Here is a 13,583-nt window from a genome sequence, read left to right as displayed (position 1 = left end):
TTTGTTTCTATAATTGTAATGAAATATAAATACTATGTTCACACTCATTTTCTAAACCGATAAAATTTAGTGTTTCAATAGCAGATTGATGCCCTAAATACTTTTGAATGACTGGTATAAGTATACCTTTTTGATAAGCATGATATGCAAATGTCTTACGCAATGTCGTTAGTCCTACATTATCTATACCAGCTTCAATTGATGCTTGGTGAATTATTCGATATGCTTGCTGTCTAGATAATACTTGATTTGTTCGTAGTGATTGAAAAAGAACGTCTTCATTCGAAAGACTCCTGTCCTCTATATATTGAAGTAGTTCTTTCGATAATGTTTCTGGTAACCTAATTTTAATCAACGAATGAAAATGTGCTTTACACATTTCTGATAACGTACACTTTTCAATTAGTCTCTTAACTTGAGAGACTGTAATTGTTAATAATTCTGATACTTTCAATCCACTATGTATAGCTAACTTAAAGAATAAATAGTCACGTTCAGATTTTATCTTGAGCGCTTCATACATTTTAACAATATCATCATTAAATTTAATCGCTTCTACTTTATTCATTACTCAACCTCCCCTTGCTTTAAGTGTCTTAATCATAGCTATATTATATTTTAGTTACATATATCTATTGCCTTTTTTATAGATTTTAAACATAGAAAATAAAATTAGCCATTTTATTATTTTGTTTCGATATATAGTGTGAAAGGAGGTTTTAAAATATGAGTAAAATAAACCACATCACTATTGTATTATCATTTACTAAAGTAGACGCTAACGGCAAACAAACAGAATTTAAGCGTCGATTCGCTAACATTAACCCTGATGCATCAAACGACCAAATTAAAACATTCAGCAAACTTATTGAGCGACTTACTGGAGAAACATATAGCAATATCGAACTCATCAAATCTTTATCAATTTAATCAGGAGGACATATTCATGACTAAAACACTTGAATTAAGTTTTAAATCTTCACTAGACAAGCCTGTAAAACTGCAATTACCACAATTAAACAACGTAGTGACCGAGCAAGTTGCACGTGATAGTATGAATGCATTAGTAGATTTAAATATTATAAAGTCAAATAGTGGTACTATCACCAAAGTACATTCTGCTCAAATTATTGATAAAACAACAACTGTTTTATTTGAAGATAAGAAATAGATATAAAGAAAGCGCAATTAATTTAGTATAAATACTAACACCCTAGACTTTCATCATGATTGTCTAGGGTGATTTTGTTGTAATAATGTCCTGTTTTTTTCAACATTATTGTAAATGAGTTGTATATTTTCTCTATAATGATAATGTAAATATATGATTTTATTATTAACTTTGGAAAGTGAGACTTTATTCATATGCTTCTTTTCTATATCATTGGTGTCCTAGTTGGAATGCTTATTCCTATCCAAACATCTGTCAATTCAAGACTATCACTGTATACTAAATCGCCTTTCTATACTTCATTCATTTCATTTTCAGTTGGAACAATTTGTTTAATTATTTTAAATATCATTATCAATCCAGAAGTATTTACTATTCACTTTTACAATAATCAATCATTTAACTACACATGGGTAGTCGGTGGTTTGCTTGGGGTTAGCTTTTTAACTGGCAATTTATTGTTATTGCCAAAATTAGGTGCAACATTAACTGTAATTGCAACAGTTGCGGGTCAAATTATTATGGGTGTCATTATTGATACATTTGGATTATTTGGCGCTACAATTCATGATTTTAATTTAATTAAAGCAATTGGAGTATTGTTACTCATTGTCGGCATCGTCATAATGAATCAATTTAACAAGAATAATTTATTACTAACTGATCAAAAGTATTTACTGTTTTGGCTTCTATTAGGATTTATTTTTGGTTTCTTTCCACCTATTCAAACGACAATTAATAGTGCTTTAGCTAGTCATACTCATTCACCAGCCTTTGCATCATTAGTATCATTTACAATTGGGTCAATAGCGCTATTGATTTTAACCGCTATTTTTAATCGTTCTTTAAAACTAAAAACAAGTCATTTAAAATTCGGTAAATTAAAGCCTATCTATTTTACTGGCGGTATACTTGGCATGGCTTTTGTAACAGCTAACATTATCTTAATGCCTCATATGGGTGCAGCATTAACAACACTTATTGGGATGTTTGGCCAGATTCTAATGGGCATATTGATAGATCACTTTGGATTATTTGGTTCACCTAAAATAGCAATGACATCCAGAAAAACTATTGGTCTATTATGTATTTTGACAGGCATTATACTTTTAAGATTATTTTAAATTAACTTTTAGCTTATCATTTTAACTTGTAATTATTTTTAAAAGTGATAAGCTATTTTTTTGTGGTCTAAAAATCTTTAGAAAAGCGTTGATTTGGGTAGTATGCTTTGACACAACAAATTTTAATTTAGCAAATTCGATAGTCAACTCATTCTTAAGACCTAAATTAATGTTATTTTTTAATAATTTACACCAAATTAATAGCAAAAATTATGTTATTCGTGCTAATATTTCATAGTTGGTTATTCAATTAATTAAAAATAAGTCAAAATGCACAACTTTTTATAATTCATTGAGTCGAGTTTGAAAAATAAAAGTGCTTTAATGCATGATCAATTATCGTACTTTCTATTATTTGTTACCCGTTATCAATCGGAATAACGTATAGACACTTTAACGTGCTATAGATTGGTTTTAATCACTAAATTAATGTGTTTTTCTTATCATTAAAACTGCACTGAGAATTACTAAATTAAAAAAATTATAAAAATTTTTCATTTTTAGTGATAAAATTCTGAAAAATGGGTATAAATAGTAGAAGAAGTTAACTTGGAAGAGTTAAGCTATAACAAAGAATCTCTTTAGACACACATTGAATATCGAAACATTTAATTGCGCTAAATCGTTTCATTAAATAAATTACCTTGTATTGTCGATTAAATTAAGGTAAATTATAAAAAATGCTGATATTTTTGACTAAACCAAATGCTAACCCAGAAATACAATCACTGTGTCTAATGAATAATTTGTTTTATAAACACTTTTTTGTTTACTTCTCATTTTTAATTAGTTATAATTAACTAAATAATAGAGCATTAAATATATTTAATAAAACTTATTTAATGCAAAATTATGACTAACATATCTATAATAAATAAAGATTAGATATCAATATATTATCGGGCAAATGTATCGAGCAAGATGCATCAAATAGGGAGGTTTTAAACATGGCAATTACAAAAATCAATGATTGCTTTGAGTTGTTATCAATGGTCACTTATGCTGACAAATTAAAAAGTTTAATTAAAAAGGAATTTTCAATTAGCTTTGAAGAATTCGCTGTATTGACATACATCAGCGAAAACAAAGAGAAAGAATACTATCTTAAAGATATTATTAATCATTTAAACTACAAACAACCACAAGTTGTTAAAGCAGTTAAAATTTTATCTCAAGAAGATTACTTCGATAAAAAACGTAATGAGCATGATGAAAGAACTGTATTAATTCTTGTTAATGCACAACAACGTAAAAAAATCGAATCATTATTGAGTCGAGTAAATAAACGAATCACTGAAGCAAACAACGAAATTGAACTATAATTTTGTTTAGCGCAATTTGGTGAAGTTTGATAGATGATACATTCTATTAAACTTCCTTTTTTTATGCTCTTTTTACCTAATTGTTAAGAGGTTTTGCACTAATGGCACTTAATATAAGGAAGATAGCCGCATAACGAGCAGTATATATCAAATACATTTCAAAAAAAGCTGATTTCTATCAAATAATGAATAGTAATCAGCTTTTTCACATTGCCTAAGGACTTTATGCCCTAGGTTTATATATCACATATTATGATACGCTTTTTAAAAATTTTAAATAATAATTCATAAATGCTTCTGGTTCTTCAATATGCGGTGCATGTCCTGAATGTTCGAAGATTTTTTTCGTAACATTTAAAAAATGCGCTTCCAATTTAAAATGATTCTTATCTTTAATCAAAGGATCATGTTCCCCATTAATTAACAAAGTAGGTACACATGTACGTTTTTTTAAATACATAGGTTCATCTTTATGCAAAATTAATGAACGAATTGCCACCGCACTATCATCCTCAGACTTAATGCTATATATTCTTTGTTTTTGATACCATTTCATCGTCTTCTCTTGATTTCTAAACAATTTAGAAAATAAAAGAATATACGCTTCAGACTTATTAAAACCCGCTATATCATCTTGATATTGTATTAACAATTGAGTAAAGCTGTGTATTAAGTCATCTTTCTTCGATGCAATGGTAGTTAATGATTTTACACGATAAGCATATTTATCTGTAAATAACTTAGCAACTACCCCACCTAAATCATGTCCTAGAATATGTGCCTCATGAATATTTAACTTCTCCATTAGAATTTTTAAATCCTCAACGTGATCGTTTAAATCGTATGATTCACTTTTAGAAGACTTGCCATGACCTCTTAAATCGTAAGTAAGTACTTTATATGATGATGCTAGTTGATGTTGCAAATCTTCAAATCCAGCTAAATTACCATCCAATCCATGAAGTAATATTATAGGATCCCCTTTACCTTCAATTTGATAAGTTAATTGGATTTGAGGATTAATTGTGACTTTATTCATTGTGACACCTCCCTCAATAAACTATATACCCAACCTTCATTCTATATACGCTTCCATTTTATAAACAATTTTTTTAAATTATTTATAAATTACCAAAAGTTATTCCAACAATAAAAAAACTATTCATCTCAATTAATACAATTAATCAAGTGAATAGTTTTATCATATTTATAATCTTGTACGTGAAGATAATCTAATTGTGAAATATATAACTAGAACTACTAATAATATCCATATAATTAATGAAAAAATCTGGGCTGATTGTGGATTATGAATCATTGCATCGACGGTTTTTTGACAAAATAATAACCCGATTCCCGAAAACTCAAGTCGCTTATAAAATATGCCGGCAATTACTAAAATAATACCAATGAAAAAGAAAAATTGATGTCCAAAATTTGTAATTGGTATAACGCCCCAAGTAATATTAAATGCTTGTAATATAATTAATAACAAGGATATGATAGCGATAATTGTACCCATAATCATTTCTATTTTATTACTACGCAAGTAATTCTTTTGAGACACCCTTAGGTATACAACAATAGTCATTGGAAAAATCACTAAACAATAAAATAGACTCATTCCAGTAATAGCTTGAAACTGAACATACTGTTTATCATATAAATAGGATATGAGAATGAAGTTTATAATAAAGAAAATAACTGGATTCATTTGTAAAGCAAACAAATTCCTTTGAATCATTAATATGATTTGTGCTGGAGATTTTCTTTTATATTCAATATAATCTTGATCTTTCTTTTCAGAATTTTTTATATCAGTAATTACTTTCTCTTTAATATCATCAATCAAATGCGGTGATAAACCTTTATGATTAAAGTAATCTTCTATATTTTCTAGTAAAATTTTATCGTTAATACGCATTGGTAGTACTCCTTTAAAATGAAACATCTTTATTTATTGTATTGGTTTAATTTCCCCTTCGCAAATCATAAAAATTAATATTCACTGTATTATGCCATGTAATAAAATAACCGACAAGTATTGCGATTTAACTTGTCGGTTAAGCACGATTAATTTAATTATTATTTTTCCAAATCAATACGATATAATTTTATGTTTTTATCTTTTGGTGCTGAGGCAAATTGATAAGTCGTTTTGCCTTTTTCAATATATCCAAAATTACCAGCAACTTTGCTATATTCCGTATGTGTTACTGCTTTGCCAACATAATTTTTAACAGCTTGATATGTTGGACCATTAGCATCATTATACATCATTGAAATATGAGTTACTTTACCATTGTTTTTCTTACCATCAGTAGTTACTAATAACATACCTTTTTTAGTATGGAATTCGTAATAATGTTCAGTTCCATCTTCATTGTAAGAATACATCGGATTTTTGTACTTAGTTAAAACATCTTTAATAGATTCGCCAATTTTCACATTTTCTAATGACTGATCACCCTTAATTAATTGTTTAACAGTATCAATAGAGTTGCCACTTGCTGCTTCGGCACTAGTGTTCACTAAGCCTACTCCCATTACAACAGAACATGCAATTATACTTGCCGTTAGTAGCTTTTTCATAAGCACTCTCTCCTTTTATTTATATCGTCTTGTGCTCACAACCATTATACAACAATCATTTCTAAAACAACAGTCATATTACAATTATATTACAAATAATAATTACTACTTTTATATTTCACTTATCACTAAAAATTAAACATGCTTTTCATCGTGATGTTTGTTGATAAATGCAGCTGTATCTTCGACGAATCTTTCTTGCTCTTCAACAAATGGGAATGCACTTGATTCTTGATATACTTCAAAGTCCGCATTTTGGATTAAATCAGCTACTTCTTTAGCTTCTAATCTTGTTGTTCTTTCACCGAATTCTCCTGCAATAATTTTTGTCGGTACTACGACATTTCTATAAGTTTGAGAAATATCAGCGTTTTTGAATACCTCTTTAACTGCTTGAATTTCTTCTTTAGTTGATATTTCATTTGTATCTACGACATGTTTGAGGAATCGATTCATTTTTCTCGGACGATAATACTTACGCTTATTTAAAAATTTATCTTGTTTTTCAGGATCCCAGTTTCGAATAATATGGGCATATTTTCTAAATAAACGTTCTTCCGGTAATTCACCTTCAATAGATGTTGGATTTACCAACGTAAGTGATGATGTAAATTCAGGATAACGTACTGAAATATCCGCACCAATGATTCCACCCATTTCATGGCATACAAATGCAACTTCTTCAATATATAAATATTTAAGTAATTCAACAATGTCATCAGAAAAATCTTTTATTTCAATGTGACGAGGTTTATCAGAATAGCCATGTCCACGTAAATCAATTAACACAACTTGAAATGATTTTGCTAATTCTGCTGCTAATTTATTAAACACAGAATAATTATCAAGTACAGTATGAATCAATACGATAGGATAGCCTTCACCTAATGTACTGTAATGTATCGATGTTCCATCTTTTCTAGTAAATAGATCCATAATTTTCTCCTTTATTATCATTTTTTATTGGTAAAATGGTTAATAATTCTTCCACTGTTGTAATTGTAAAATCAACTTCTTCTTCGAGTGGTTCAATTTCAGCATCTTCTTGTTTATACCATACACTAACCATGCCCATAGCTCGTGCTGGAGCTACATCATTTAACGCATCATCGCCAACATACATAATTTGCTCAGGTAATACCCCTAGTTGATCAATCATATCTTCAAAAATTTTAGGATGTGGTTTACGAAAACCAACTGTTTCTGATGTTGATAAATAATTAATAACATGCATCAAACCAAGTGAATGTAATCGAAATTGTTTAATCTTAGATTTACCATTTGCGATAACACCAATTTGAAAGCCTTTTTGCGATAGCTTTTCTAGTGTATACAAAGTATCGTAATAAGGAAATACATAACGATAAAAATGCATTTCAAAATCATTAAATAAGTCTTTCCAAGTTAACCTATCTACATGGAAACGTTTAATGATTTCTTTATATAAATCAGGTTTATCATTATCTTCATCGTCATCTAGCTCAATAAATGCTTTTTTAAAATCTGCCAGTTGAACATGAATTAAGTAGTCATGAAATCGTTCATATTGCTCTTCGATAAATTTCTCTCGAGATTTAACTCTGTCCAACAACGTACCTTCTAAATCAAATACAACTGCTTTAATTTGATTCAAATCCATCGCTTATGCCCTCTTTATGTTTATAGTTATTTTTATTTTAGCAAATGTCGTGTGCTAGTGTAACCGTTTCGACTGAGATATTAGCATGTAAAATAACACTGGTATACCAATTAATGCAATGATAATACTTGCCGGTATTTGTACTGGTGACAATATATGGCTACCAATAAAATCTGCCATAACCATTATTTGTCCTCCAGTTACAATATTTAAAGCCAATTGTCTTCCTAATGATTGTTTCCACTGCCATTTTCTAATGAGTTGCGGTATCACCATACCAATGAATCCAATGATGCCAACATATGCGACATTTATCGCCGTTATCATAGAAGCTATACATAACGCGATATATGTAATCAATTGAACATTTAAGCCTAGTGACTGACTTTTTAGTTCTCCTAATTGCAATAACTTTAGTTGATTAAGAATGATAAATATACCAAACAATGCAATGATAAATGTGATTGCTATTATAGATACATTTGAGTATTCTGCATCACCAAAACCACCAAACAGATAATTGGCAATTGTATTTAATTTGCGAGGTTTTAATAAAATCAAAAAATATAGAAGTGAATTGAATAACGCACCAATCATTAAACCACTTAATATTAAGATTCTAACTGGATAGCCTTGGCTCAATACCGACGTAATGACTAATACAGTTATTAATGTTATCAAACTAAATGTTATTGAAAATACAGGAATCCATAACGTTGTTAAACCTAAAAATAATGCTAATCCTGAACCAAATGTAGCGCCGCTTGCCAATCCTAATGTAAAGCTATCTGCCAATGCATTATTTAAAACTGTTTGAAATATAAGGCCTGCAACAGTTAATATCATACCTGTCAACAATGCTTCTAATAATCTCGGTAATCTAACATTGATTAAAATAGACTGGTTAAATACATCATTGATATCGCCCAACTGCCAAAATAGATATATGCTAGTTGTTATAATCAATATGACTATCCAGCTCAATAATACTTTATTAAATGTCATAGCATTCTCTTTTCTTTCATCGATAATTACATTCATTATAGCAATCACATACTCGCGTTGCTATCATTCACTAAATATATTTTAAAAACCCCTTATCTCAAACATGTATTTTTTACATGTAGCAATAAGGGGCATAATTAGAATGGTTTATTTTCTATAAATTGCATCTCTTAATTCTTTTAATCCTTCATCAATACGTGGACCTGGTCTTGATACTTCATCACCATTTACAACTTCAATACGTGTATTCTTGACAGCATTAATTTTATTGAATCCACCTCTTTTTTTGATGATATCCATATAATCTGATCTTGTCTTAGCTTCCGTCGAAATTAATATATCTGGGTTCTTTTTAATAATACTTTCCTTCGTTACAGGGTTCCAACCATTAATGTCACTATACACATTTTGGGCTTCTAATTTTTCTAACATATCATTAAAAAATGTATGCTTCCCTGCTGTATATATTTCAGGCTTTGATGAAACCTCAATAAATACTTTTGATTTTTTATGATGAGCAGGAATTGAATCTATGACTTTATCGATATTATCTTTAGTTTCCTCAACAAGTTGTTCAGCCTGCTTATCATGATGCGTTAATTTCCCAATTTGCTTAAATGTGTTGTAAGTTTCATCAATTGATTGTGCATCTTTAACATACACTACTTTGATGCCTTGTTTCTCTAATGATGACAATACTTTATTAGCAGTTGCCTTTTGCGACTCATGCGCAAGAATTAGATCTGGCTTTGCCTTTAAAAGTTCCTCTTTATTTAGATTCAAAGCATCAAATTGTTTCTTACCCTTTTTCACATCTTTTGGATAATCATCAACCGTTGAAACACCAACTATGTATTTACCTAATCCTAATTCATATAAAATTTCAGTATTACTAGGCATTAACGAAACAATTCTATGGTACGGCGATTTAGACGAGCCATTATCATTGCTACCTTGTTTATCATTATCTTTCATACCACAGCCACTCAGGACAAGCATAAAAATCAAAATAAAAGCAATTAACGATTTCTTCACACTATCACATCTCCTTTTTAATCCCACTTTTCGCTTTAGCGATTAGAGGGATTTATGCAGTTGTGCGGTAGCATCCAACTGCGTTCCTCTTCATCTTTAGCGATTAGAGGCTTTTATGCAGTTGTGCCTTAGCATCCAACTGCGTTCCTCTTCACCTTTAGTGATTAGAGGCTTTTATGCAGTTGCTGCACAAACAACTGTATTCCTTTACTCCCCTTGAGCTTTAGCGATTAGGGGCTCTTATGCAGTTGCTGCACAAACAAACAACTGTTTTTTTCTTTATATGCTTCTATTTATTATATAAGTCCACATACTAAAAGAAAATAGTAAATTATTTTTTATATTTCATATAAACTCATCTATCTAACTTCACAGCGTTTACTTTTTAAAGTAAGGTTCTAAAAAATCATAATTCTTTATATCTTTGTCTCTAAAGTAATGTTTACCAAATACATCTAACAGAGCATGAAATTCATTAGCATCTTGATTTGTAAAATGATTTGGTAATGTGACTACTTTTTTTAATTGATCATAATTTTTAGTGTTTTCATATCCTAATTTATCATATATTTTTCTTGTATAGCTATCTGGAATAAATTCAATACGTCCGAATATATAAACAAGTAAGACATCTGCTGTTTCACTTCCAATACCTTTCAAAGATAATAATTCTTTTCTTAATCCACCTTTATATCGCTCATTAATCTCTTGATAATTGAAATGATGTCGTGCTAACCATGTTAATAATGTTTTAATCGTCAGTGATTTACTTTTATAAAAGCCACTTGAATGTATCAATGATTGTAACGTTTCAATAGGTAGTTCTAATATATGATTTGGATTAAAATGCGTATGTTCTTTAATCTGATTCAATGCAATTTCTGCATTTCGCCATCTAGTATTTTGAACTAAAATTGCACCTAACATCATTTCAATGTCATTATCAGCAGGCCACCAAAATTGTGGTCCGAGATGTTCATATAAAACTTTATATAATTCATCAGTTCCTAACATTTACACCCTCCATTTTAGAGGGAGTGGGACAGAAATGATATTATCGTAAAATTTATTTCGTCGTCCCACCCCAACTTGCATTGTCTGTAGAAATTGGGAATCCAATTTCTCTTTGTTGGGGCCCCGCCGGCAAGGTTGACTAGAATTGAAAAAAGCTTGTTACAAGCGAATTTTCGTTCAGTCAACTACTGCCATTATAACTTTGTAGAGCATAGAACATTGATTTATGTCTCAGGCTCTCTTATGCAGTTGTGCAGAGCATCCAACTGTGTTCCTCTTAACCTTATTCACATACTAAGCATTCCCCAATATGTCACATACCTAAAAAAAACACTCCAACACAAAGTATCTTTCGAGAAACTCTACGTTGGAGTGTATATAAATGTTCTTACATTGATTCAGGTGCGCTTACACCGACCATTGCCAATGCATTTTTCAATGTAATTCTGACCGCTTCAATCATAGCAACATGTGCTTTTGTTTTTTCAATATCATCTGTTAACACTTTTTCAGCATTATAGAATTTATGGAAATGAGAAGCTAAATCTTGAATATAATTAGTAATTCTATGTGCCGATCTATGCTCAGCAGCACTTTCAATTGTAGGTTCGAAATCAGCTACTTTTTTCAACAATTCAATCGCTTTTTCATTAGTAATCGTTGTAAAATCATTCGCAGCAGTCACTTCAATACCTTGCTCTTTCGCTTGTTTTAAAATTGAACAAATACGCGCATGTGCATATTGAGCATAGTAAACTGGATTGTCTTGAGATTGCTCTTTCGCTAATTCCATATCAAAATCAAAGTGACTATCAGGACTACGCATAGTTAAGAAATAACGTGCAGCGTCAACGCCAACTTCGTCCATAATTTCTCTTAATGTAATCGCATTACCAGTACGTTTACTCATCTTCACTTCTTTACCATTTTCCATTAAACGAACCATTTGCATGATTTGAATTTCTAAACGATTACTATCTACACCAAACGTTTCAAGAGATGCTTTCAAACGATTAATATAACCATGATGATCAGCACCAAATAAATCGATTAAAATGTCATTACCACGTTTTACTTTATCGAAGTGGTACGCAATATCTGGTAAGAAATACGTATATGTACCGTCATTTTTAATTAATACTCTGTCTTTGTCGTCTTTAAAATCAGTTGTACGTAACCATGTAGCGCCATCAGCTTCATACGTATAACCTAATTCTTTCATTTTTGCTAAAACTTCAAGAATTTCTCCTTTTTCATATAAAGATGTTTCACTAAACCAATTATCAAAATGCGTATTGAACTCTGCTAAATCATTTTTCAATTTAGCCATTTCGTATTCTACGCCTAATTTTCTAAATTCTTTCAAACGTGCTTCTTCAGAATAATCTTTAATTTCAGGGTGTTTCTCTGCTAAATCTTTACCTATTTCAATAATATCTTTTCCATTATAGCCATCTTCTGGCATTGAATAACTATTGTCACCTAAAGCTTCAAAGAAACGTGTTTCAATCGAACGCGCTAAGTTAGTAATTTGATTACCAGCATCATTAATATAATATTCACGTGTTACATTATAGCCAGCTGCAGTTAAAATATTAGCTAAAGCATCACCAACTGCTGCATTTCTAGCATGACCAATATGTAAATCTCCTGTAGGGTTAGCTGAAACATACTCAAGCAATACATTTTGACCTTTTGATTCATTTACATGTCCAAATTGATCACCTTTTTCAATTGCTTCAGGAATAATTGCTGTTAAATACTGATTATCTAAGTAAAAATTAATGAATCCTGGACCAGCAATGTCAATTTGTTTTACATGTGCTTTTTCAGTATCTAAGTTATCAACAATCGCTTGAGCAATTTCACGAGGATTACGCTTTGCAATCTTAGTCAGTACCATCGCAATATTAGTAGCATAATCTCCATTTTTTGTATCTTTAGGAACTTCAATTTTAATATCAGGAATCTCATCTGCTAATCCTGCTTTGTTAATACTTGCTGCAATTTCTTCTACTAATGTTTGTTTCACTTGATCAATAATATTCATTCGCCTATCTCCTTATAGTTAATTTCATATTGATAAGAACCCATTTTTTCATTATCTTGATATAATTCATAATGAATCTTTAGCTTGCCACCGTCTCCACTTACGAAATGTAAAATGCGTAATGTTTTAACTTCTAGTGGAATTCGTCCAGCCGATATATCGTAAAAAGTTGTTGTCGTTTGTCCTTCAACAAAATGCAAATTCATATTAATGTCGCCTTTACGAATCAACTTAACGCTATCATCATCCACTTTTATTGTAACATTAACTGTTGCATCCTCAATTTGTTCTACATACCGAATAAAGTTAGATTGCCTTTGTTGCCAAGTTCCTTCAGTAGTAAATTCAAATTTTTCTTTTTCGTTGTGCTGTTTCAACACTTGCTTTGTTTGAATACTTACTTTTTTATCCAATTTACTACTCACCTTAATCTTCGCATAATAGAAATATTATAGCATAAAATAAGGTCATCTTGTTATGCCTTCTTAAAGCTAAATAGGTTCAATTAATTAACAATTCCATACTTAATCAACGCTTCATATATGTAAGCCATTTTATAAAATACAAACAACACCTCAAAACCAAAAAACACGAGATTTTCACTATCTTTCATGAAAACCTCGTGTTTGAT

16 protein-coding genes are annotated in these 13,583 nt (G+C 30.3%); 4 read left to right on the top strand and 12 right to left on the bottom strand.

Annotated elements, in window-relative coordinates:
- Nucleotides 1-7 precede the first annotated feature (7 nt).
- A complete protein-coding gene (locus tag JG553_RS00605; protein ID WP_001044914.1) occupies nucleotides 8-568 on the bottom strand; it encodes a tyrosine-type recombinase/integrase in 561 nt (186 codons plus the stop codon).
- A gap of 158 nt (nucleotides 569-726) precedes the next feature.
- On the opposite strand from JG553_RS00605, the gene sroA reads away from it, so the two are divergent.
- From sroA to sarA, 4 genes are all read left to right on the top strand, one after another.
- Nucleotides 727-930, top strand: coding sequence for a sigS mRNA-stabilizing protein SroA (sroA, locus tag JG553_RS00600; RefSeq protein WP_000036088.1), 204 nt, complete (start codon nucleotides 727-729; stop codon nucleotides 928-930).
- 16 nt (nucleotides 931-946) lie between these two features.
- Complete coding sequence (locus tag JG553_RS00595) at nucleotides 947-1,171, top strand: DUF2922 domain-containing protein (RefSeq protein WP_000169042.1); 225 nt, start codon at nucleotides 947-949, stop codon at nucleotides 1,169-1,171.
- 194 nt (nucleotides 1,172-1,365) lie between these two features.
- The gene (locus JG553_RS00590; protein WP_001553862.1) at nucleotides 1,366-2,295 is read left to right on the top strand and encodes a DMT family transporter; all 930 of its coding nucleotides are present in this window, start codon (nucleotides 1,366-1,368) and stop codon (nucleotides 2,293-2,295) included.
- A 947-nt stretch (nucleotides 2,296-3,242) separates the two neighbouring features.
- The gene (gene sarA / locus JG553_RS00585; RefSeq protein ID WP_001018677.1) at nucleotides 3,243-3,617 is read left to right on the top strand and encodes a global transcriptional regulator SarA; all 375 of its coding nucleotides are present in this window, start codon (nucleotides 3,243-3,245) and stop codon (nucleotides 3,615-3,617) included.
- Nucleotides 3,618-3,867: 250 nt separating this feature from the next.
- Here sarA and JG553_RS00580 read toward each other — a convergent pair whose 3' ends face one another.
- The 11 genes from JG553_RS00580 to JG553_RS00530 all read right to left on the bottom strand — a co-directional run bounded on the left by JG553_RS00580 (nucleotide 3,868) and on the right by JG553_RS00530 (nucleotide 13,565).
- Nucleotides 3,868-4,656 (bottom strand): alpha/beta fold hydrolase, encoded by a 789-nt coding sequence (locus JG553_RS00580; RefSeq protein WP_001045421.1) that lies wholly within the window; start codon nucleotides 4,654-4,656, stop codon nucleotides 3,868-3,870.
- Between the two features lie 168 nt (nucleotides 4,657-4,824).
- Nucleotides 4,825-5,541 (bottom strand): hypothetical protein, encoded by a 717-nt coding sequence (locus JG553_RS00575; RefSeq protein ID WP_001222133.1) that lies wholly within the window; start codon nucleotides 5,539-5,541, stop codon nucleotides 4,825-4,827.
- Between the two features lie 161 nt (nucleotides 5,542-5,702).
- A complete protein-coding gene (locus JG553_RS00570; protein WP_000735558.1) occupies nucleotides 5,703-6,209 on the bottom strand; it encodes an SA0570 family protein in 507 nt (168 codons plus the stop codon).
- 135 nt (nucleotides 6,210-6,344) lie between these two features.
- Complete coding sequence (locus JG553_RS00565) at nucleotides 6,345-7,145, bottom strand: alpha/beta fold hydrolase (protein WP_000362967.1); 801 nt, start codon at nucleotides 7,143-7,145, stop codon at nucleotides 6,345-6,347.
- On the bottom strand, nucleotides 7,129-7,848 hold the full coding sequence (locus JG553_RS00560; protein ID WP_000365354.1) for an HAD family hydrolase: 720 nt from the start codon (nucleotides 7,846-7,848) through the stop codon (nucleotides 7,129-7,131). Before JG553_RS00560 ends, JG553_RS00565 begins: the two co-directional genes overlap by 17 nt.
- A gap of 54 nt (nucleotides 7,849-7,902) precedes the next feature.
- Nucleotides 7,903-8,853, bottom strand: a complete 951-nt coding sequence (locus JG553_RS00555) for a FecCD family ABC transporter permease (RefSeq protein WP_001790232.1) — start codon at nucleotides 8,851-8,853, stop codon at nucleotides 7,903-7,905.
- Between the two features lie 147 nt (nucleotides 8,854-9,000).
- Complete coding sequence (locus JG553_RS00550; RefSeq protein ID WP_000749059.1) at nucleotides 9,001-9,888, bottom strand: ABC transporter substrate-binding protein; 888 nt, start codon at nucleotides 9,886-9,888, stop codon at nucleotides 9,001-9,003.
- 378 nt (nucleotides 9,889-10,266) lie between these two features.
- The gene (locus JG553_RS00545) at nucleotides 10,267-10,902 is read right to left on the bottom strand and encodes an endonuclease III domain-containing protein (protein ID WP_000901764.1); all 636 of its coding nucleotides are present in this window, start codon (nucleotides 10,900-10,902) and stop codon (nucleotides 10,267-10,269) included.
- A gap of 388 nt (nucleotides 10,903-11,290) precedes the next feature.
- Complete coding sequence (gene argS / locus JG553_RS00540) at nucleotides 11,291-12,952, bottom strand: arginine--tRNA ligase (protein ID WP_001021145.1); 1,662 nt, start codon at nucleotides 12,950-12,952, stop codon at nucleotides 11,291-11,293.
- On the bottom strand, nucleotides 12,949-13,365 hold the full coding sequence (locus JG553_RS00535; RefSeq protein WP_000359086.1) for a YwiB family protein: 417 nt from the start codon (nucleotides 13,363-13,365) through the stop codon (nucleotides 12,949-12,951). The genes argS and JG553_RS00535 overlap by 4 nt, the downstream gene beginning before the upstream one ends.
- Before the next feature lie 92 nt (nucleotides 13,366-13,457).
- A complete protein-coding gene (locus tag JG553_RS00530) occupies nucleotides 13,458-13,565 on the bottom strand; it encodes a hypothetical protein (RefSeq protein ID WP_000655099.1) in 108 nt (35 codons plus the stop codon).
- Nucleotides 13,566-13,583 lie beyond the last annotated feature (18 nt).

It is taken from the genome of Staphylococcus sp. T93 (assembly GCF_016743875.1).
Lineage (GTDB): Bacteria > Bacillota > Bacilli > Staphylococcales > Staphylococcaceae > Staphylococcus > Staphylococcus aureus.
Note: the sequence above shows the minus strand (reverse complement) of the source record. Positions and strands in the feature narration are given on the sequence as shown.

Bases quoted from the DNA above. Each gene is read 5' to 3' on its own strand.
- JG553_RS00605 (WP_001044914.1), bottom strand. From the start codon at position 568: ATGAATAAAGTAGAAGCGATTAAATTTAATGATGATATTGTTAAAATG.
- sroA (WP_000036088.1), top strand. From the start codon at position 727: ATGAGTAAAATAAACCACATCACTATTGTATTATCATTTACTAAAGTA.
- JG553_RS00595 (WP_000169042.1), top strand. From the start codon at position 947: ATGACTAAAACACTTGAATTAAGTTTTAAATCTTCACTAGACAAGCCT.
- JG553_RS00590 (WP_001553862.1), top strand. From the start codon at position 1,366: ATGCTTCTTTTCTATATCATTGGTGTCCTAGTTGGAATGCTTATTCCT.
- sarA (WP_001018677.1), top strand. From the start codon at position 3,243: ATGGCAATTACAAAAATCAATGATTGCTTTGAGTTGTTATCAATGGTC.
- JG553_RS00580 (WP_001045421.1), bottom strand. From the start codon at position 4,656: ATGAATAAAGTCACAATTAATCCTCAAATCCAATTAACTTATCAAATT.
- JG553_RS00575 (WP_001222133.1), bottom strand. From the start codon at position 5,541: ATGCGTATTAACGATAAAATTTTACTAGAAAATATAGAAGATTACTTT.
- JG553_RS00570 (WP_000735558.1), bottom strand. From the start codon at position 6,209: ATGAAAAAGCTACTAACGGCAAGTATAATTGCATGTTCTGTTGTAATG.
- JG553_RS00565 (WP_000362967.1), bottom strand. From the start codon at position 7,145: ATGGATCTATTTACTAGAAAAGATGGAACATCGATACATTACAGTACA.
- JG553_RS00560 (WP_000365354.1), bottom strand. From the start codon at position 7,848: ATGGATTTGAATCAAATTAAAGCAGTTGTATTTGATTTAGAAGGTACG.
- JG553_RS00555 (WP_001790232.1), bottom strand. From the start codon at position 8,853: ATGACATTTAATAAAGTATTATTGAGCTGGATAGTCATATTGATTATA.
- JG553_RS00545 (WP_000901764.1), bottom strand. From the start codon at position 10,902: ATGTTAGGAACTGATGAATTATATAAAGTTTTATATGAACATCTCGGA.
- argS (WP_001021145.1), bottom strand. From the start codon at position 12,952: ATGAATATTATTGATCAAGTGAAACAAACATTAGTAGAAGAAATTGCA.
- JG553_RS00530 (WP_000655099.1), bottom strand. From the start codon at position 13,565: ATGAAAGATAGTGAAAATCTCGTGTTTTTTGGTTTTGAGGTGTTGTTT.